Annotated in this window: 20 protein-coding genes; 13 read left to right on the forward strand and 7 right to left on the reverse strand. The window is 47.0% G+C overall.

All coding sequences use genetic code 11. The annotated features are described in order from the left end of the window. Nucleotides 1-410 precede the first annotated feature (410 nt). The 5 genes from efp (at nucleotide 411) to DXT99_RS02265 (ending at nucleotide 5,612) form a co-directional block, all read left to right on the forward strand. The gene (efp, locus tag DXT99_RS02245) at nucleotides 411-974 is read left to right on the forward strand and encodes an elongation factor P (RefSeq protein ID WP_115563901.1); all 564 of its coding nucleotides are present in this window, start codon (nucleotides 411-413) and stop codon (nucleotides 972-974) included. Nucleotides 975-977: 3 nt separating this feature from the next. Further along, nucleotides 978-1,472 carry an acetyl-CoA carboxylase biotin carboxyl carrier protein gene (gene accB, locus DXT99_RS02250; RefSeq protein ID WP_115563902.1) on the forward strand — a complete coding sequence of 165 codons (495 nt, stop codon included), beginning with the start codon at nucleotides 978-980 and terminating at the stop codon, nucleotides 1,470-1,472. Between the two features lie 144 nt (nucleotides 1,473-1,616). Continuing rightward, on the forward strand, nucleotides 1,617-2,963 hold the full coding sequence (gene accC / locus DXT99_RS02255) for an acetyl-CoA carboxylase biotin carboxylase subunit (RefSeq protein WP_115563903.1): 1,347 nt from the start codon (nucleotides 1,617-1,619) through the stop codon (nucleotides 2,961-2,963). 96 nt (nucleotides 2,964-3,059) lie between these two features. Beyond that, a complete protein-coding gene (locus DXT99_RS02260; protein ID WP_115563904.1) occupies nucleotides 3,060-4,007 on the forward strand; it encodes a DUF6340 family protein in 948 nt (315 codons plus the stop codon). A 474-nt stretch (nucleotides 4,008-4,481) separates the two neighbouring features. After that, entirely contained in the window at nucleotides 4,482-5,612 is a 1,131-nt protein-coding gene (locus tag DXT99_RS02265) for an alpha/beta hydrolase (protein ID WP_115563905.1), read from the forward strand. Between the two features lie 120 nt (nucleotides 5,613-5,732). Here DXT99_RS02265 and DXT99_RS02270 read toward each other — a convergent pair whose 3' ends face one another. Then, a complete protein-coding gene (locus tag DXT99_RS02270) occupies nucleotides 5,733-6,314 on the reverse strand; it encodes a DUF3109 family protein (RefSeq protein ID WP_115563906.1) in 582 nt (193 codons plus the stop codon). Between the two features lie 116 nt (nucleotides 6,315-6,430). Beyond that, nucleotides 6,431-7,987: an ankyrin repeat domain-containing protein gene (locus DXT99_RS02275; protein ID WP_246000412.1), complete on the reverse strand. Its 1,557-nt coding sequence runs from the start codon at nucleotides 7,985-7,987 to the stop codon at nucleotides 6,431-6,433. Between the two features lie 382 nt (nucleotides 7,988-8,369). Between DXT99_RS02275 and DXT99_RS02280 the strand changes: the two genes are divergently transcribed. Continuing rightward, nucleotides 8,370-10,610: an ATP-dependent helicase gene (locus tag DXT99_RS02280; RefSeq protein WP_115563908.1), complete on the forward strand. Its 2,241-nt coding sequence runs from the start codon at nucleotides 8,370-8,372 to the stop codon at nucleotides 10,608-10,610. A gap of 30 nt (nucleotides 10,611-10,640) precedes the next feature. On the opposite strand, the gene DXT99_RS02285 is transcribed toward DXT99_RS02280, so the two are convergent. Next, nucleotides 10,641-10,970 (reverse strand): DUF4296 domain-containing protein, encoded by a 330-nt coding sequence (locus DXT99_RS02285; protein WP_115563909.1) that lies wholly within the window; start codon nucleotides 10,968-10,970, stop codon nucleotides 10,641-10,643. A 136-nt stretch (nucleotides 10,971-11,106) separates the two neighbouring features. On the opposite strand from DXT99_RS02285, the gene DXT99_RS02290 reads away from it, so the two are divergent. The 7 genes from DXT99_RS02290 to DXT99_RS02320 all read left to right on the forward strand — a co-directional run bounded on the left by DXT99_RS02290 (nucleotide 11,107) and on the right by DXT99_RS02320 (nucleotide 16,876). After that, on the forward strand, nucleotides 11,107-11,988 hold the full coding sequence (locus DXT99_RS02290) for a DUF58 domain-containing protein (RefSeq protein ID WP_115563910.1): 882 nt from the start codon (nucleotides 11,107-11,109) through the stop codon (nucleotides 11,986-11,988). Between the two features lies 1 nt (nucleotide 11,989). Continuing rightward, the gene (locus tag DXT99_RS02295) at nucleotides 11,990-12,895 is read left to right on the forward strand and encodes a hypothetical protein (RefSeq protein ID WP_115563911.1); all 906 of its coding nucleotides are present in this window, start codon (nucleotides 11,990-11,992) and stop codon (nucleotides 12,893-12,895) included. After that, entirely contained in the window at nucleotides 12,876-13,928 is a 1,053-nt protein-coding gene (locus DXT99_RS02300; protein ID WP_115563912.1) for a VWA domain-containing protein, read from the forward strand. The genes DXT99_RS02295 and DXT99_RS02300 overlap by 20 nt, the downstream gene beginning before the upstream one ends. 232 nt (nucleotides 13,929-14,160) lie before the next feature. Next, a complete protein-coding gene (locus DXT99_RS02305) occupies nucleotides 14,161-14,865 on the forward strand; it encodes a YggS family pyridoxal phosphate-dependent enzyme (protein ID WP_317048110.1) in 705 nt (234 codons plus the stop codon). A gap of 46 nt (nucleotides 14,866-14,911) precedes the next feature. Beyond that, on the forward strand, nucleotides 14,912-15,757 hold the full coding sequence (locus DXT99_RS02310; protein WP_115563914.1) for a glycerophosphodiester phosphodiesterase family protein: 846 nt from the start codon (nucleotides 14,912-14,914) through the stop codon (nucleotides 15,755-15,757). 175 nt (nucleotides 15,758-15,932) lie between these two features. Next, a complete protein-coding gene (locus DXT99_RS02315) occupies nucleotides 15,933-16,382 on the forward strand; it encodes a DUF2750 domain-containing protein (RefSeq protein ID WP_115563915.1) in 450 nt (149 codons plus the stop codon). A 116-nt stretch (nucleotides 16,383-16,498) separates the two neighbouring features. Next, the gene (locus tag DXT99_RS02320) at nucleotides 16,499-16,876 is read left to right on the forward strand and encodes a DUF423 domain-containing protein (protein ID WP_115563916.1); all 378 of its coding nucleotides are present in this window, start codon (nucleotides 16,499-16,501) and stop codon (nucleotides 16,874-16,876) included. 38 nt (nucleotides 16,877-16,914) lie between these two features. On the opposite strand, the gene DXT99_RS02325 is transcribed toward DXT99_RS02320, so the two are convergent. From DXT99_RS02325 to DXT99_RS02340, 4 genes are all read right to left on the reverse strand, one after another. After that, nucleotides 16,915-17,493 carry a hypothetical protein gene (locus DXT99_RS02325; protein WP_115563917.1) on the reverse strand — a complete coding sequence of 193 codons (579 nt, stop codon included), beginning with the start codon at nucleotides 17,491-17,493 and terminating at the stop codon, nucleotides 16,915-16,917. A gap of 168 nt (nucleotides 17,494-17,661) precedes the next feature. Beyond that, entirely contained in the window at nucleotides 17,662-18,111 is a 450-nt protein-coding gene (locus DXT99_RS02330; protein WP_115563918.1) for a DUF1573 domain-containing protein, read from the reverse strand. 80 nt (nucleotides 18,112-18,191) lie between these two features. Continuing rightward, nucleotides 18,192-19,598: an ATP-dependent DNA helicase gene (locus tag DXT99_RS02335; protein WP_115563919.1), complete on the reverse strand. Its 1,407-nt coding sequence runs from the start codon at nucleotides 19,596-19,598 to the stop codon at nucleotides 18,192-18,194. Nucleotides 19,599-19,821: 223 nt separating this feature from the next. Further along, entirely contained in the window at nucleotides 19,822-20,013 is a 192-nt protein-coding gene (locus DXT99_RS02340; protein WP_115564124.1) for a cold-shock protein, read from the reverse strand. Between the last annotated feature and the right edge of the window lie 103 nt (nucleotides 20,014-20,116).

Consider the following 20,116-nt stretch of genomic DNA (forward strand, 5'->3'; position numbering starts at 1 on the left):
GCGCTTTCATAAATTCACGGCAGCTGTTTTCTCTTCTGAAGATACTTTCAACATGCTCTCCATACACGCACAACCAGGTTTAGGAGCAATTGTTTGATGTTTTAACAGCAAGTGTATTTCGGTTTCATCTTTCTTAACGCTACACCTCTGAAGGATAAAAGTTTAGCTTTTAAAAGATGAAGGCAGCTGACAGCTGGTACTAGAAAATCAGGCTTTGTATTTGATTTTAAAATTACGCGGGCATAAAGCGGAGCAGCAGGATGTGCTCAAGTGAAAAGAGCTGTTCTATCATATGAATGCTATATTCTTTCGCTACATTTCCATCATAATCACTAACTTTGCTTTGCAAGACAGCAAAAACAAAATTACTTTTACCCCATAAACACGACACGTTAAAGAGCTTAATCTGTATGGCAACCACAGCGGATATTAGAAACGGAGTTTGCATGGAGTATAACAACGACCTTTACGTTGTTATAGACTTCCAGCACGTAAAGCCTGGCAAAGGCCCTGCCTTTGTTAGAACAAAGCTGAAGAACATCAAAACCGGCAAAGTGCTGGACAACACTTTTTCTGCCGGTCATAAAATTGTGACAGCACGTGTGGAGCAACGCCCGCACCAGTTTATATACAAGGATGACCTTGGCTATCACTTTATGGACATGAACACCTTTGAGCAGGTTTCACTGGAAGAGCACATGGTGCCTTTCGCTGACCTGATGAAGGAAGGCCAGGAAGTAACCATCCTTTTCCATGCAGAAACAGAAACACCGCTGACCTGCGAGATTCCTCCTTTTGTTGAGTTGACGATTACCTACACTGAGCCGGGCATTAAAGGGGATACAGCAACTAATGCTTCCAAGCCAGCCATTGTAGAGACAGGCGCTACCATTCAGGTGCCCCTATTCATTGGCCAGGATGAAAAAATCAAAGTAGACACTCGTACTTATTCATACGCAGAGAGAGTTAAATAACACATGAAAGCTAAAGAAATCCAGGAACTGATCGACTTCATCGCCAAATCCGGCCTGAACAAAGTAAACATTGAAACAGAAGAGTTTAAGATCTCGGTAAAACGTGATCCGGACCAGAAGATTAAGTATGTGAAAGACTCAGGTGCATCGCACGCCGCTGCTCCTGCCGCTCCACTACCTTCTCCTCAAGCCGCTGCCCCGGCAGCAGTTGCAGCTCCGGCACCTGCCGCCGCCGCTCCAGCCAACGAAGAGAGCAAGTATGTGTCCATTAAGGCGCCTATGATTGGCACGTTCTACCGTGCCTCCAGCCCGGAGTCTCCGATTTTTGTTAACGTAGGCGACGAAGTGAAAAAAGGCCAGGTAATCTGCATCATCGAAGCCATGAAGCTGTTCAATGAAATTGAGTCTGAAGTGTCAGGTAAAATCGTGAAAGTGTTGGTAGACAATGCCTCCCCGGTAGAGTATGATCAGCCATTGTTCCTGGTGGACCCTAGCTAATGTGCTAATTATTTTATGTGCTAATGTTCTAATTATTTGTAGCTGCCTTATCAAAACTGCTTAAATAATTAAAATATTAGCACTTTGTTTTAGTGACTTTTGAATCAGCACATTAACACATTTACTAATTAGCACATTAACACAATGTTTAAGAAGATACTAATCGCCAACCGTGGCGAGATTGCATTACGCATTATTCGTACCTGCAAAGAGATGGGTATTAAAACGGTGGCCGTTTATTCTACCGCCGACAAAGAAAGCCTGCATGTGCGCTTTGCTGACGAGGCTGTTTGTATAGGCCCGCCTGCCAGTGCGCAATCTTACCTGAACATCCCGAATATTATTGCTGCTGCAGAAATTACCAATGCGGATGCCATTCACCCTGGCTATGGCTTCTTGTCTGAGAACGCAGAATTCTCCCGTATCTGCGCTGAAAACCATATTAAGTTCATTGGTGCCTCCCCTGAGATGATTAACTCCATGGGTGATAAAGCTTCGGCGAAGGCAACCATGAAAAAAGCAGGTGTACCTACTATACCAGGCTCAGAAGGATTGCTGAAGTCGATGGAGGAAGGTATAAAGCTGGCAAACAAGATCAAGTACCCGGTTATACTGAAGGCAACTGCCGGTGGTGGTGGCAAGGGTATGCGCATTGCTAAGAACGATGCCGAATTCGAGAAAGGCTGGAATGACGCCCGCGCCGAAGCGAAGGCTGCTTTCGGTAACGACGGCATTTACCTGGAAAAATTTGTGGTAGAGCCGCGCCATATTGAGATTCAGCTGATCGGTGACCAGTACGGAAACGCAGCGCACCTTTCAGAGCGTGACTGCTCTATTCAGCGCCGCCACCAGAAACTGGTGGAAGAAACTCCTTCTCCTTTCATTACCGACGATCTACGGGAAAGAATGGGTGCGGCAGCCATTGCAGGCGCCAAAGCCATTAGCTACGAAGGTGTGGGTACCATTGAGTTCCTGGTAGACAAAGACCGTGAGTTCTACTTTATGGAGATGAACACACGTATCCAGGTAGAGCACCCGATTACAGAAGAAGTGATTGACTACGACCTGATAAAGGAGCAGATAAAAGTGGCTGCCGGTGAGAGAATCTCAGGTAAAAACTATTTCCCTAAGAAGCATGCCATTGAGTGCCGCATAAACGCTGAAGATCCGAAGAATGGATTCCGTCCTTCTCCTGGTAAGATCGTTAACCTGCACATGCCAGGAGGACACGGCGTACGTGTAGATTCTCATGTTTACTCTGGCTATACCATTCCGCCAAACTACGACTCTATGATTGCAAAGCTGATTGTGAGCGCGCAGACACGTGAGGAAGCCTTGGTAAAAATGAAGCGGGCGTTGAGTGAGTTTGTGATTGAAGGCATCAAAACGACTGTGCCTTTCCACCTGAAGTTAATGGATGACAAGGGTTTCAAAGAAGGAAACTTCACAACCGCTTACCTCGATAATTTTGATTTCAAGTCTCTGGACTAAATGCCCCTTTAAAAAATAGAAAGCCCCAGCGTGAAAGCTGGGGCTTTTTCGTTTACCTGTGCAACTGTTAAATTTTAGTTTGCATCTTACAGCTGTATGAAAACAATAAACGCGATATGGTGGTGCCTGTGCATTTTCATGGCTCTCACACAGATAAGCTGTACCTCTGAGTTATTAATAGAGCGCACTTTGCCAGCAGAGGTTCCGGTCAATAATAATCAGTGGAAGGTAGTGGTTATGAACCGCTATAACCCGGAGCTGCTTCCGTACAAGCGGGAGAAAAAGATAGCAGTAGTATACGCAGATGGTGCGATGTATGCCCTCACCGGCGTTTTAGATGCCATAGATGAAGATGAAACTTATGTTCTTGTCGCCACGGACACAGCCGGGTATACTTCTGTAGGCAATGGCTCTGACCTGAAGCCGGCACAAGTCCAGGAGATTTACCACAGGCACCCGCACCACCTCCTCCTCACTCTCGACAACTTCGACGCTTATTTGGAGCAGGAGGTGGTGCGGGAAACAGACGAGGAAGGAGGCGTCATGAAAACAGCCTATTACACCATGTTTGTCAAATCTAACTGGACGCTTTATGACAGTACTGGTACCGTGCTGGATAGCGTAACGCTATCGCGGGACGAGCTGTATGATACCAGAGCCGTCATAAGTGGCTTGCTAGCTCTGGGGCCGGCTACCGACTATACAGGTCCTGTCGTAAATGACCTTGCCTACCAAACCGGCTTAGATTACTGGCAGCGCCTGGCACCACAGCCTGTTTCTATTATTCGCCCTTACTACTCCAACAATGCGTTTGCGCCAGCAGCTTATCAGATGGCAGCAGGCAACTGGGCAGAAGCAATAGCATTGCTGAAGCCGATAACTGAAATACAAAAAAAGAAAGAAGCCGCCAGAGCTGCTTATAACCTGGCAGTAGTGTATGAAGCCATGGGCCGGATAGAAGAAGCAAAATACTGGGCAAACATCGCCTCAGACAAAAACAACAAGCTCGCCCTGATGCTGCTTCCTGATTTAGATCGCTATTGAGCGACCGATCCAAAACAAGTTAAAACAAGGGCGCACTGTACAAGCGCAGCAAAAGCAGAGGCTTAAAAGAGAAACAGGCACCTCTCTTCTAAGCCTGCTTTTGCTATAGCCCATTGGAACAAGTACAATTTTCTACAACACATACCATATCCTGCTAACACATAAACTTGAACTATATTAATATATCTATATTAACACATCAGTTCTAACACTTTAAAAAAGTATTTGTTCCCGCTGCTCATTAAAACCATATAGCCTGTTAATACCCTTGATTATATCGCTATATAGGCCCTATCAGCTGTTTTTGCTATCCATTTATTTCATATTTACTGTCTCATCTCAGGAATCTGCCAAAGCAAAGCCACCTAGTACAAGAAGAAATTTTTGTACTTTTTACCAAGTAATCTAGCCTTAACTTGGTTTATAACCGTACACAGGTCAAGATTTAAATACCATATAAACCAACCTTTTACTATGAAAACAAATTCTAAAGACGAATCAGGAATAACTACCTTCCGCCGAACAAGTTGGCTGCGTTATGTGCGCTTGTTTACTTTGGTCGGACTAATTTCATTTGTATCTGCCTGTGACGATGATGACGCTCCGGATATTGACCCGGACGGCCCGAGGCCGGAATGGGGCCCCACCATCAGTGATGAGATGCTAGCCGTGATTGAAGCACTAGACAGCTTACAAACAGGACCTCCATTAACCGAGCGTACCGCGGAGGAAGCCCGCATGGCCCCTACTGCAACAGATGCCGTGATGGCTGTTATTGAAAACAATAACATTCAAGTGCCACCTTCGCAGGTAGACACAACCGGGATGGAAATTGCGGTGGAAGGCGGCACTATACACCTTACTGTTTACACACCACAAAATGCAACTGCTCCATATCCGGGCATTGTGTACTATCATGGCGGAGGCTGGGTGATTGCAGGTATAGAGACTTATGACCCATCTGCCCGTGCATTGGCCGAAAAAACAGGTGCTGTAGTAGTGTCTGTAGGTTATCGCCAGGCTCCGGAATATAAATTCCCCACTGCCCATGAAGACTCCTTTACTGCTTATGAATGGGTAGTAAATAATGCAGCCTCTATTAATGTAGACCCGGACCGTATTGCGGTGGCTGGCGAAAGTGCCGGCGGTAACCTCGCTGCTGCCGTGAGCATGATGGCCCGCGACAGAAACGTTCAAATGCCTGTGCACCAATTGCTGGTTTACCCGATTGCCAACTATGGTTTTGATACGCCATCATATATTGAGTATGCAGATGCCAAGCCTTTGAGCAGGCCACTGATGATGTGGTTCTTTGACAAGTATCTTGAAGATGAGGCTGATGGTAACAGCCCATGGATATCTCTGATTGACGCACCGAATTTACAAAACCTACCTCCTGCGACAATCATTAATGCACAAATTGACCCGCTGCAGAGCGAGGGACAAATTTATGCTGAGCGGCTTGAAGCCGCAGGAGTTCCTGTTACGGCTGTTGTATATGAAGGCGTGACACATGAGTTCTTTGGGATGGCTGCCGTAGTACCTGCCGCAGAGGAAGCGCAGAACCTGGCTGCCGAAGAGCTGAATGAGGCGTTTGACCAATAAAAGCACTAATACAATACTAAAATTAATATCGCCTCTGAACGAGGAACACAATAAGCATAAACAAGAAAGCCCAACCGGTATACGGTTGGGCTTTCTTGTTTATGAAATAAAACTTAAACGCTACGCATTCGCAGGCTTCTCCTCTTCTGCTATGACCTGCTCCAATTCATTATACCAGCTTTCGCCATACTTCCGAATGAGCGGCTCTTTCAGGAACTGATATACACGCACGCCTAAATCCACACCGAAGCTACACGCCTGAGCACAGATGCTCCACCTGTCATAATTCAACGCTTCAAAATCGTCGTATTTCGTCACGCGGATAGGGTATAGATGACAAGAGATCGGTTTCTTCCAATCGATTTTACCATCGTTGTAAGCCTGCTCAATAGCGCACTTCAGCGTTTTGTCTTCGTCGTAAATGGCATAGGCACACTCCCGGTTGTTGATGGTTGGGGTAGAGTAATCACCTTCCCAGTCTTTAATATATAAGCCCTGCTCCTCTACAGCGTGCTTTCCGGCACCCGTCATATAAGGTTTAATCTGCTCATAGCTTTCCTGCAGAATCGCAAGTTCCTCTTCTTCTAAAGGAGCTCCCAGGTCGCCTTCTACGCAGCAGGCTCCTTTGCATTTCTCAAGGTTACAAACAAAGAATTGATCACGCACGTCATCACTGATGACTGTATTCTGTAGGACTATCATTTCTAAAAGGACTTAAAAACAGGAGGTAAAGATGAAGCATCTTACCCATTGTCGATTTCAATGGAAGACAAAGGTAGCCATAAAATAGTTTAAACCGGCTGCACTAAGCACCCGCTCTATTCCTGTCGTTTTGGAGAGCCGGAAGCCATCAGGATGTTCTTCACGTTGTGTTGCTTTGTATAATCAATGGCTGCTTTGCCTTTGTTATCTACTAATTTAGCATCAGCCCCCGCCTGCAGCAGCGCGAGGATGATCTCGAAATTAGCGTTTATTTCACAGGCTAGCATCAGTGGAGTTTTACCATCGTTGTTCCTGATATTCGGATTGGCTCCTGCCTGCAATAATTTCTCCAGCTCCATAATTCCGATGTGCTGGCCAATGGTAGCCTGCAGTGCCTGCGTCAGCACGGTGTTTCCTTCCTTATCCTGTATATTCGGGTCTGCACCATTGTTGAGGAGGGTATCCAGCAACATTACCTGCTCCAGCTCATAATACTCTGATCTGATTCTGGAACTGCTAACCACGTAATGCAGGGCTGTTTTGCCATTATCGTCCTGCGCATTTACCTCGGCGCCATTCCTCAACAGCTGCGCTACTGTTTTAAAGCGCACCTCCGGTTCATATGACACGCCGTAGTCTTCGAGCAGCATAGGCACATAGACTGTATGCATCAATGGTGTACGGCCATGTAAATCTGCACTATATTCTTCAGGAGCTACCAGCGTATTCACGTCACCTCCCGCGGCAATAGCACGCTGCAGCATCTCCGGGTCACGTGTGATGGCTGCAATCACTACTTTCTGATCCGGGGTCTGGTTAATGTACAGCAACTGCTCATAGGCACTGATGCTGCCTTTTTCTACTGCCTTGCGATACAACTGGCGTGCCTTGTCTAGTTTCACTTCACCCAACGTGCCTTCTTCGTAAAGCAACGCCAGGGTATAAGACGCCTGCCTGTCCCCTGCTTCCACTCCTTTGTTTAGCCAGTACAGCGCTTTTTCCTTGTCTTTGGCTACGCCTTCACCGTTCAGGTAAAGGTTGGCCAGAGGCGCATAGGACGCCACATCGTTCGCCTCTGCAGCACGGCTAAGATAGTTGAAGGCTAAGCCTTTATCTATCATCTCACCAAACCCCCTATAATACATACTTCCCAGGATCCGGTTACAGAAAGCATCCCCCTCCACAGCCTTCTCCCTGATTTCTATACCTGCGGTACGCATGTGCTGCATGAACCGGCGCTCATCGTCTTTGTTACGCAGCACCATCGTTTCCGCCTTACCCAAATGCCCGAACAGGCTGCCCCCATCCAGCGCCTGCTTGTAATAATACTGAGCGGAGTCATTATTTGCAGCAAAGTACTTTTCCGCATTTATTATCTGCTGAATAGTATCAATCTGCACCGAATCATACTTCAGCTCCCGGAACTGGTGCATACGACCGATAAAGTAATAGGCATCGTTGTCGCCCTCTGCAATGGCTTCCTTAAATTTATTATAAGCCTCCTCATAACGCAACAACTTGTAATAAGCCATCGCCTCGTCCATTGCCGGTGTACGCCATATCTTCTTGGTTACGACAATGGGCACAGGGGCAGCTGAAGCTTTAGCAGATGCAGTAACGGTTACTTTTGGTGCATCTGTCGAATCGGCTTTGTTTATAGGTTTCTGAGGCACATTTTGTGCAAATCCAACTTGGCTTGCGCCGCCTAATAACAAGATCAGTAGCAAATGCTTCATAATAGGTATGTGAGGTAGTATAGGTGCGATGTTATTATTCTTCACTAGCAAACTTCATGCAAATAAACCAACTCTGCGGCTGTAAATCAAAAACACGCCAGCCCTGAAGTTAATGAATTTCAAATTTACATTACAAAAGCTTACATGTAACGCTTTGAAGTTTGTTCCTGTTCATCTAATGGCATTTATCTTCTATTATTAATGGCATTTATCTTCTATTATAGAGCACGTGCCATGCCAAAAAAGCAAAGCCAGTTCAGAAAACGGATTTGAATTCGTAAATTGCGGTAGATTTTAAGACGCACGCGGAAGAGAAGAAATGGATCATTTAAGCTTATTAAACGAGTCGCAACGCGCGGCAGTGCTTCATACAGAAGGACCTGCCATGATTATTGCGGGTGCCGGCTCCGGCAAAACAAGAGTACTAACCTATAGGATTGCCCATCTGATCAGCCAGGGGGTGGATCCGTTCAACATACTGGCCCTGACCTTTACTAACAAGGCGGCCAAAGAGATGCGCCATCGTATTGAGAAGGTGATTGGCAACGAAGCCAAAAACATCTGGATGGGTACCTTCCACTCGGTGTTTTCCCGCATCCTGCGCTCAGAGGCAGAGAAAATCGGCTACCCAAAAAGCTTTACCATTTATGATACCGACGACTCCAAGACACTTATTCGCAACATTGTGAAGGAGATGAACCTGGATGATAAGCTCTACAAACCAAACGTGGTGCTAGGCAGGATCTCTTCCGCTAAAAACAAACTTATTTCTGTAAAGCAGTACCTGAACGATGCTGTGATACAGGCCGATGATGATGCCGCCATGCGTCCGAAGATCGGTAAAATCTATGAGACCTATCAGAACCGCTGCTTCAGGGCCGGTGCCATGGACTTTGATGATTTGCTGTTCAACACGAACGTGCTCTTCAAAGACCACCCGGATGCGCTGAACAAGTACCAGAACATTTTCAAGTTCGTAATGGTGGACGAGTACCAGGACACAAACTATTCCCAGTACCTCATCACCCGCAAACTAGCCGCCCAGAACCGCAACATTGTGGTGGTAGGTGACGATGCGCAGTCCATCTACGCCTTCCGTGGGGCTGATATCCAAAACATCCTCAACTTTGAGCGCGATTACCCGGAACTGCAGGTCTTTAAACTGGAGCAGAACTACCGCTCCACCAAAAACATTGTGCACGCGGCAAACTCTGTTATCAAGAACAACCAGGCACAGCTGCGGAAAGATGTTTTCACAGATAACGAGCAGGGCCCGCTGATTGAGGTTATTAAAGCCAATTCCGACAACGAGGAAGGTAAACTGGTGGCCACCACCATTTTTGAGGAGAAGATGGGAAACCACTTTTCCTACGACGACTTTGCCATTCTGTACCGCACCAATGCCCAGTCGCGGGCTATGGAAGAGGCCTTGCGCCGCATGAACATCAAGTACAAGATCATCGGCGGTCTGTCTTTCTACCAGCGCAAAGAAATCAAGGACCTGATTGCATACCTGCGCCTGACAGTGAACCCGAACGATGAGCAGGCACTCCGCCGTATTATCAACTACCCAAAGCGCGGTATAGGCGAAACAACCGAGCAGAAGATCTTCGTGATCGCCAATGATACTAACCATGCCGTTTGGGAAGTAGTGATGAACGCAGGAGAGTTTCTGGGCAACCGCGTGGGCACGGCTATAGAGAAGTTCTCTATTATGATCCGGGACTTCGCCAGAATTGCTGAAAACAGCGACGCCTTTGAGGTCGCCAAACATGTGGCCAAACACTCCGGCCTTGTGGATGACCTGTACCAGGATAAAACCGTGGAAGGCCTGGCACGCTACGAGAACATCCAGGAGTTGCTCAATGGTATAAAAGAGTATGTAGACGACCCGGAGAAAGAAGACAAAAGCCTCTCTGCTTTTCTGCAGGATATTGCCCTTATTACTGACGCGGATACCAAGGCAGACGACGACGGGGAATTTGTGACGCTAATGACCATCCACTCAGCCAAGGGCTTGGAGTTCAAAAATGTGTTTATTGTAGGCATGGAAGAAAACCTGTTCCCGAGCCAGATGATGCTGAACTCCCGCGCCGACTTGGAGGAAGAACGCCGACTGTTTTACGTGGCGATTACACGCGCTGAGAAGCGACTGTACCTCACCTACGCAACCAGCCGCTACCAGTGGGGAAACCTGCGGGCCTGCGAAAAGAGCCGCTTCTTAGATGAGATTGACCCGAAATACATCAACTTTAAGTATGGAGATGGAGGGGCGAGCGGCGGCAATGTGTTAGACCGCGTGTTGCAGCGAAAAAGCAACCTGGTGGCGCCAGCGCCACGCATGCAGGTAGCCAGCAACTACACGCCCCCAGCCGACTTTAAAGCAAGCGATACCTCCAGCCTGGCAGCGGGTATGAAGGTGGAGCACCCGAAGTTCGGCTTTGGAACCGTAACGAAGATGGACACGCAGGGCAACAGCACCAAGGCTATCATCAATTTTGAGGAGGTGGGAGAAAAAACGTTGTTGCTGAGTTTCGCGAAGCTGAAAATCCACGCTTAGCTCAAAAGGTTAAGATTATAAATTAAACTATCAGTTAACAGTAGGAGGAACAGGTCCAGCAGGTGCCGGATCCTGTTCCTGCGGCTGTATACCCTGCGCTGCCTGCTCCTTGGATTCTCTGACACTGAGGGTGTCCACTACAATTTCATACAGCTTATCCATCTCGGCGATATGGTTGAGGTAGTAATCGTAAGTCGCCTTGAATTCCTCCTGCTTCACCCCGTGCTTTTCCAGGATATCAGCCTGCTCCTTGTTGAATACCATTAAAGCCGTGTCGGGGTAGGAAACATGTTGCTCAATCAGCGCCTCTACTGTATGAATGTCCGCCAGGATGCGCACCATCTTAGGCTGTGGTATCATATTCTCAGGCTTATCCCCGTTATCTTGCTGGCACCCCAGTAGAAAGAGGCAAAAAAGTATATAGAAAAGTCTTTTCACGGGTGTAAATTACGAGAATATGTGATAATTTTAAAATTACGCAAGAAGGCAGCAGCCTATGAAAGAGCTTGTAAAGAAGCTACGCAAATACGAAATACGGATACGCAAAGCCATCACCACCCAGATGCAGGGCGACTTCCACTCTGTGTTCAAAGGAACAGGGCTGGAGTTTGACGATGTGCGCGCATACCAGTATGGCGACGACGTGCGTTCTATAGATTGGAACGTTTCTGCCAAGGGCCATGGTACTTTTGTAAAAACTTATCGGGAAGAAAAAGAGCAGTCGGTTTTTTTGATGCTGGATGTAAGCGCCTCCCAAACCATCGGTACAGGTGCCCAGCAGAAGATAGATGTGGGCAAAGAGATTTGCGGGGTGCTGGCATTATCAGCAGCAAGGCAGCAAAGCCAGATTGGAATGATATGCTTCTCTGATCAGAAGGAAAAGTACATTAAACCAGCCAAAGGTATACAGCAGGCTTACAGCATCATCAAAGCCCTGAGTGAGCTGCAGCCCAAATCGGCCAGAACAAACCTGCCGGCAGGCATCAAACTTACGTTGGACATTATCAAGCGGCGCAGCATTATCCTGCTCCTTTCTGATTTTATAGATAACAATTATGAGAAGGAGCTCTCTATGCTGGCCAGGCGCCACGACCTGATTGTGCTGCACCTGCTGGATGTCCGGGAACATGAGCTGCCGCCCATGGGCATTGTGCCAGTGCTGGACAAGGAGACCGGCCGTACCATCTGGCTCAACACTTCCGGTGATGAGTTCCAGAAGCGCTACCTGGCGCAGTACAAGGAAAACCAAGAAAACCTGGTGCGGCTCTGCCAGAAGTACCAGGCAAATTACCTGACCATCCAGACAAACGAAGATTACGTGCCGCAACTGATTAACCTGTTTAGGCTAAGAAATAAGTCGACAAAGAAAAGTGCTTAGATTGTTCATCATACTGCTGTGTTTCCTGCAGGCGGTGGCGGCGTGGGGGCAGCAAACACCGAGGCCGGAAGGGTCCTTCAGCCGTGACACCGCCAGGCTGGGTGAGTTGCTGCAATATACTCTGGTGCATCATCACCCGGCCACGCAGGAGGTTGTGCTACCGCCAGAGAACTACAGCTTCGCTCCTTTCGAACTGGTGCGCAAAGACTTTTTCCCTACCACCACTAAAGCAGGCATCAGTACGGACAGTGCTGTGTATACCTTGCGCAGCTTCGAGATTGAACCTGTGCAGCAGCTGGCACTTCCGGTATACGTGCTGGGAGAGCAGGATACCACTGTAGTGTTCGCAGCGGCCGACGCTATTGTGCTGCAACAGTTGGTAAAAACAGTACAGGAACCGCTGCAGGTACAGGCAGACACCAATCTTGCCACAGTAGAAGAGCGCTTTAATTGGCCTGAACTCGTTTTATGGATAGCAGCGGTCGCTACTTTTCTGAGCCTGATAGGGCTTATTTTCGGGCAGGCCATCCGGCGCAAGTATAAGCTGTACCGCCTGCGGAAAGACCACCTGTACTTTGCTTCCCGCTACAACTCCCATGAAGACCGCTTTAAGAAAACAGGCGCTATGCAGAGCCTCGAAAAGGCTGTTTCGCTTTGGAAAAACTACCTGACAAAACTGGAGCGAAGCGCCATTAACTCCTTCACTACGAAAGAGATTGTGGAGTATTATGAGAACGACGAGGAAGTAAACACAGCGCTCCGCATCTGCGATAAAGCCATTTACGGCAACGTGCAAACCGAAACAGAAGGCGAAACCAACCTGGCCCTGGGCATGCTCCGCCGCTTTGCCAAAAGCCGCCATAAAACCCAACGAGAACTTATAAAGAATGCTAAGAACAAGCGATAACCTTTGGGATTGGCTAAGCCTGGAGTGGTTCAGCTACAGCACCCTGCGCTCTTTCGATTGGGTGTACCCGCTGGTGCTTTACGCTTTGCCTGTGGTGCCTCTGCTATTCCTGTTAAAGTGGCTGTTTACCCTTAATACCCGCAACAAGCTGGATTTGGCAATGTTTGAAGGCAAAGTGCGCTGGCAGTGGAGTAGTTTACTGCGCCATATCCCGAACCTGCTCTTTATGCTCTTCATGATGCTGGTGCTGGTGGCCTTAGCAAGGCCACAGCGAGCAAATGAGCAGGTAGAGCAAACAGCAGAAGGCATCGATATTGTACTGGTGCTGGATGTATCAGGCTCCATGGAACTGCAGGACATTAAGCCGAACCGTTTGGCGGCAGCCAGGGAAGTAGCGCTGAATTTTATTGGTGGGCGTGTGCAAGATCGTATTGGTCTGGTAGTTTTTGCCGGAGATGCCTATTCCCTCTCCCCCCTCACCACTGACTACCAGCTACTGCGGGAGCACATCAACTCCATCGACTTTAAAATGATACCGAACGATGGCACCGCCATTGGCAGTGCGCTGGCAGTGGCTATTAATCGCATGCGTGATTCTGATGCTAAAAGTAAGGTGATTATTCTCATCAGCGATGGGGAAAACACTGCCGGCAGCCTGGATCCTGAACTGGCTGCCCAACTGGCATACGCCTACGACATAAAACTTTATACCATCGGCATAGGTAAAGATGGGCAGGTGCCTTATGAGGAGGAAGAAACCGGCAAGACGCTTTTTGTGGAGACGCAGATGGATGAGACAAGCCTGCGCCGGATAGCCCAGATAGGAGAAGGCAACTTTTATAGGGCTGGCAGTAAAGATGCCTTACAGGAGATTTTCAGGAACATTAACAGGCTGGAACGTACGGAGGTAACAGAAAAACGCTTCCGCGATACCCAGGATCACTACCAGGTATACCTGAAATGGGCACTCCTGATCCTACTGCTCTGGATGCTGCTGAAAAACACGTTTATCACTAATGTGCTGGAGGATTAATTTTTCACGTAGCACGATATATGTAGCACGATACACGTATCACGTTTATCGATAAAAAGTTGGATAGGAAGCTATTTTGAAGATGACACCCTAATGTACTGAGCATTTGGGTAAATATTGCAACTCCAGATATTCACCTTAAATTTGTCAGCCTGCTTCATTTTCGACAGCAGACAAAACATCTAAAACATTTTGTCTTGATACGTGTGTCGTAATACGTAAAACAAGTATCGTGACACGTAAAAAAACAGCCATGTCTATAGCCGATAACATCCTTTACTTTGATGAGCAACTGAGAAACACGCCCTGCCGCCTGGTGGCTGTCTCTAAGACACACTCTCCTGAAAAAATTATGGAAGCTTATAACGCGGGTCACCGGCTTTTTGGGGAAAATAAAGTACAGGAGCTGGTAGATAAAAGGGACCTGCTGCCACACGACATCGCCTGGCACCTGATTGGCCACCTGCAACGAAATAAAGTAAAGTACATCGCCCAGTATATTGATACCATTCAATCCGTAGATAGCCTGAAATTGCTGCAGGAAATAAATAAGCGTGCTGAGCAGTTTGCCCGCACCCTACCCATTAATTGTATGCTTCAGATTTCCATTGCCGATGAGGAAACGAAATACGGAATGACTTACGACGAAGCAGTGGCGCTGCTGCAGTCTGAGGAGTACCGGAAGATGAACTACGTCAGTATCACAGGCGTAATGGGAATAGCCACGAACACAGAAGACGAGCAGAAGCTGCGCCAGGAGTTCAGATACCTGCGCGAATGCTTTCAGAACCTGAAGGACACCTTCTTCTTTGCCAGCGACTATTTCAATGAAATATCGATGGGAATGACTTCTGACTGGCAATTAGCCGTAGCAGAAGGGAGCACCATAATTCGTGTAGGCAGCGGCATATTCGGTACTCGTAATTATAGCAAGTAGTAAGAAGCAGCCTCCGAATTTCTACACCTGCACCCCAGCTTCAACTATGGCAAATTCAGCGGTTTCAAACAATTTACCTGCCTTCGATAAGCAAGGACATCGCGGGGGGCGTGGACTGATGCCGGAAAATACAGTACCCGCTATGTTAAAGGCCCTGTCGGAGGGTGTTACTACCCTGGAGATGGACGCACATGTCAGCAGAGATAACCAGGTGCTGCTCTCCCATGACCCGCACATTAACCCGGAACACGAACTGCTGCCCGATGGTAGTGAAACACCTGCAGCAGACGCTGAAAAGCATGTTTGGTACAACATGAACTACAGTGATATCCGCAGGTATGACGCAGGTTCAAAATTTTATAGCCGTTTCCCGGAGCAGCAGCGTATGAAAGCATACAAGCCGCTGCTTTCTGAGGTTATTGATGCAGTGCAGGCTTACCTCATCAATCATCGTTTGCCGCAGGTCTTTTATAACATCGAAACCAAGTCTAAGCCTGAAACAGATGGCATACATCATCCGGTCCCGGAAGAGTTTGTGCAGCTTTTAATGAAGTTAGTAGAAGAGAAGGAAATGAAGGAGTGGGTGATTATACAGTCTTTTGATGTGCGGACGCTACAGGTGCTGCATGAAAAGCACCCAGAGGTTAGCATATCCCTGCTCGTGGAGAATGAGAAAAGCCTGGAACAAAATCTATCTAAACTCGGCTTTACCCCTACTATCTACAGCCCCGACTATGATTTAGTAACAAAAGATTTAGTAGAAGAAACCCACCGCCGTGGCATCAAACTCATCCCCTGGACGGTGAACGAACTTGACAAAATGCGGCAACTGAAGCAATTGGGAGTAGATGGACTTATTTCTGACTATCCGAATCTGTTCAATAAATTATGAATTAAAATTCTTAATCCTGATATTCATAGCTTATTCTCTGCCTGAAAGCGATTCCCGGCCTGTTCCACCCGATATAGTTCAGCACTATCCGCTCTACTTAGAAACAGCGATGTCTAATCAGCCTTCGTGAAAATTATTCATCAATCATCAATCTAACAAAAAAGCCACAGATAAAATGACACAACATGCAGCTACCGTTGAACAGAAGTACAAAGAATTTGTAGAACGCATTGTTGCTACAGATGCTGTATGGGGGTTGACTAAAGACGAAACGTGGGCAACGTCAAGCTCCCAGGAATTTGAAGACACTGAGGTTATCCTGTTCTGGTCCGGAAAAGAAGGTGCAGCAGCCTGTGCCGAAGATGAATGGGCCACCTATACGCCAGAGAGTATAACGTTAGTTGAGTTTCTGGAGAACTGGTGCGTGGGCATGTACGGTGATGAATTACTGGTAGGTGCCGACTGGGACACAGACCTCAGCGGTAAAGAAGCTGAACCGCTTGTGGTTGCCTTAGATGTTGTTAACAAACTAAAAGCAAAGGGCAAAACACTGGAGTTTACCCAATACGACAGCCAGGATGAATTTGAAGAGCAGGTGATTGAAGCCCTGGATGGCGACAAATAAAGCAGCTGGAATGGTGAATTAAGAATTTTAAATTCTGAATCGGTTCAGACTTCAAGGCGCGTGCCTTACCTTTGCCCTGATAAAAAGAAATTCATAATTCCTAACATACCTATCAAGTGACTCAAAAAACAATACTACTTATAGCCACTGCTTTCGGAGCCCTGACTGTGGCTATCGGCGCCTTCGGAGCGCATGCCTTGGGGCCCATGCTGCGTGAGACAAACCGTGTAGATACGTTTGAAACTGCTGTAAAGTACCAGATGTACCACACGCTGGCCCTGCTGGCGGTAGGGCTGCTGTTGTTCAGAGTAGAGCAGCCGGCACTACAGGTAGCGGCCTGGTGCTTTTTCCTGGGCATCCTTATTTTCTCAGGATCCCTTTACACACTCTGTATAACCGGCATCACCTGGCTGGGAGCCATTACACCGATTGGAGGCACAGCCCTTATAGTAGGTTGGGGTGCTTTGTTTTACGCTGTCTTGAAAGCACTATAAATAGAAGTACAGGAGGAACAGTAGAGGCGCTTCATCCATCAAAAACGTGCGCTCACTCCAGTGTTTATTAAACCGTTGAAACCAAATCCAAAATCCGCAAAGAAAGCAAGCTCTTTCCCTACCCTCAAACCCATCACATTTAAATGCCCGACAGCATAGATGCCTTTACTTTTCTCATCTAATTCACCGTCATACCCTCTGAATATCATGGCGCCTACAGCAACACCGGAATAAAGAAGTAGCTTCTCCTCCCTGACCCAGTAACCATCAATACGGGGCATGACGCAGTAGTAGTGGTTGCGGTAAATCAGTTGTCCGGAACTGGTATACCTTGATGTGTAAGAGGTATAAGAGTTTAGCACCCCAACGCTCCACTTCTCATTCAACAAGTAATTATACCCTACCTGTACCGGGCCAACACCACGATTCGTTTCTCCTCCAGTCCCAAATAAGTTCACTATTCCCTCTAATAGAAGCGGAAAAGATAAAACACCATACCCTGCATAAACTTCATGCTTCAGGCGTGGAGTTGTGGTTATGGTTGTATCTACCTGAGCCATTACCTGGCTGCAGCTTAGAAGCGACACTGTAAACGTCAGGAACAGAAGTTTGCGCATAGGACATACAGCTGAAGTGGGTGTCAATAAATATCAATTATCCGACAATATAGAACAATATAATTTACCTGCTTTGTAGGTGCAAATAAATAAAAGGAGGAATAGCTGCATATAAAAAAAGCCCTCTGGGAGAGGGCTTTTTTAAATCTATAATATATTCAGCTACACCTACTGCTTCGCAGCGCTGGCAGTTGATTTATCTTTGATGTTCGTCACGATGTACACATACTTCGCACCTTCAGCTGCGTTAGAGTGTACCGTGATAGCTTTTTTCTGCTGCCCCATTTTACCGGCGCTGTTGAATTTAGCTGTTACAAAACCTGTCTTACCTGGCATTACAGGCTCTTTCGTCCAGTTTGGAGTAGTACACCCGCAGGTAACGTCTACGCGCTCAATAACAAGCGGCTGCGTGCCTGTGTTCGTAAACTTGAATGTGTGCTCCACTACATCACCTTGCGTAATGTCGCCAAAGTTATGCTCTGTTTCCTCAAAAGTTAGCGCCGGGCCATTCTTTGCCTGCTCTTGCGGAGCTGTTGCCTTGGCTTTTGGTTGTTCCTGCGCCATAGTGCTACCAGCTACTAAAGCTGCAAAAGCAAAAGAAAGAAGTACTTTTTTCATCTGAATATAGGGTTAAGGTTAAAGCAATAGCTATGATACTGTTTTTTTTGAAAAACGTTACAATATAGTTTTTTCTTACATCAATCAACTAATAAATGCTGATTAAAGTTCAGCAGGTAAAGTTCCTCTGACGAGCGTGTAAGTGCTGTGTAAAGCCAGCGGGCGAACTCCTCATTCACCATATCATCTTTCAGAAACCCCTGATCAACAAACACCGCCTTCCACTGGCCACCCTGTGCTTTATGGCAGGTCAGGGCATAAGCAAATTTTACCTGCAGCGCATTCAGGTAGGGGTTCTTTTTCAGCTCCTTGCTACGCTCTTTCTTTGTTTTGATGTCCGCGTAATCCTGCAACACGGCTTCATACAGCTTCTTGTTCTGGTCGGTCGGCAGTGCGGGTGTATCCGTGTACAGGGTATCCAGCATAATTTTCACCTCCTCCTCCTGCGCTTCCGGGTAATCGATGAACCGTACGCGGACATCGGCAAAGCGGAAACCATACATATCATCGTAACGGATGATTTTCGTTACCTCTACAAAGTCGCCGTTTGCCATAAAGCCGATGTCAGAATCTTTCTCAAGCCAGAAATAGTTGTTGCGCACAATCATCAGGTAATCTCCCACGTTCAACTCATCTTCAGAAAAAAAGATGCGGCGGCGCACGTGCTGGTTATAAAGGTTGGCAGATTTGTTTGAGCGGCAGATAATAATAGTATTCTCGATGCCGAACTTATCGTAGGCGTAGCGCAAGCCATCCTCCAGTTTCTCGCCTGTCATCCTGAAAATATCGCGCCAGCCTTTGGTAAACAACTTAATCTCAAGCGGCTCCTGCTTCATCTGGTCGCGTAGCTTTGTCGCATTCATCAGGATGCCGGAGGCCTCTGCCTGTCGCATGACATTACGAAGCTCTACCTGCTGCACATTGCACCAGAAATTCTGCTTCAGGTATTCTGCATCCAGTGAGGGGCTCAGCGCCTGCCCTACCGGTGGCAGCTGGGCTGTATCGCCGATCAGCAAAAGTTTGTTATTCTTTTTATCGAATACATAGTTCAGCAGGTCCTCCAAAAGGCCGTTGTCACCGAACCCGCTCTCATCTGAGATCATCGACGACTCATCCACAATGTAAATGGTATTGTCTGATTTGTTAGGCTGGCGCGTGAACGAAAGTCCTTCAGAGAAAGGATTTGCTGTCTGGCGGTATATCTTCTTATGTATGGTATGCGCCGGTTTACCGCTATAGCTGGCCATTACTTTGGCCGCTCGGCCTGTTGGTGCTAATAGCACATATTTATAGCCAAAGGTATTCAGTATTTTCACCAATGAGCTCACCACCGTTGTTTTACCTGTACCGGCATAGCCCTTCAGCAAAAAGACCTGCCGCTCCTCCTGCTTTGACAGGATGAATTCATCCAGCCTGGTAAAGAGCTTAGCCTGGTCTTCGGTGGGTTCAAACGGGAAATTATTTTTTAAGGCTTCTAAAGGGCGCATGCTTAATCTTTAAATATGAGGCTGGCAGAACGGTAGATGCAATCATGCACTATAGTAGGGAAGGGAATTTTCTTGTTCTGTCACCACTTCCATCTCAACAGCCCGTGCTGCTTCTTCACTTCTGGCTACTGGTAAAGGTACGGAAGCAGAAAATTTTGCACAAAAAAAAGCCTTACGCTTTGGTAAGGCTTTTTCGGTTTTGAAATGATGTATAGTCTAAGAACTAAGCTCTTTTAACATTAACAGCATTTAGTCCTTTTCTTCCTTCCTGAAGTTCATACGTTACTTCGTCATTTTCTCTGATCTCGTCAACAAGACCGCTAACATGTACGAAATACTCTTGTCCTGTGCTTTCATCCTTAATGAAACCAAATCCTTTTGTCTCATTAAAGAACTTTACTACTCCTTTGTTCATGATAATTTTTTTATTTTCCTCAAAAGTACATAATAATGTAATGCCAAGCACTACAATTTTCTTTAAACTTTACTTTGTTGTCTTTTTAAATGATAAACATTGC

The organism is Pontibacter diazotrophicus (assembly GCF_003367245.1).
Taxonomy (GTDB): Bacteria; Bacteroidota; Bacteroidia; order Cytophagales; family Hymenobacteraceae; genus Pontibacter; species Pontibacter diazotrophicus.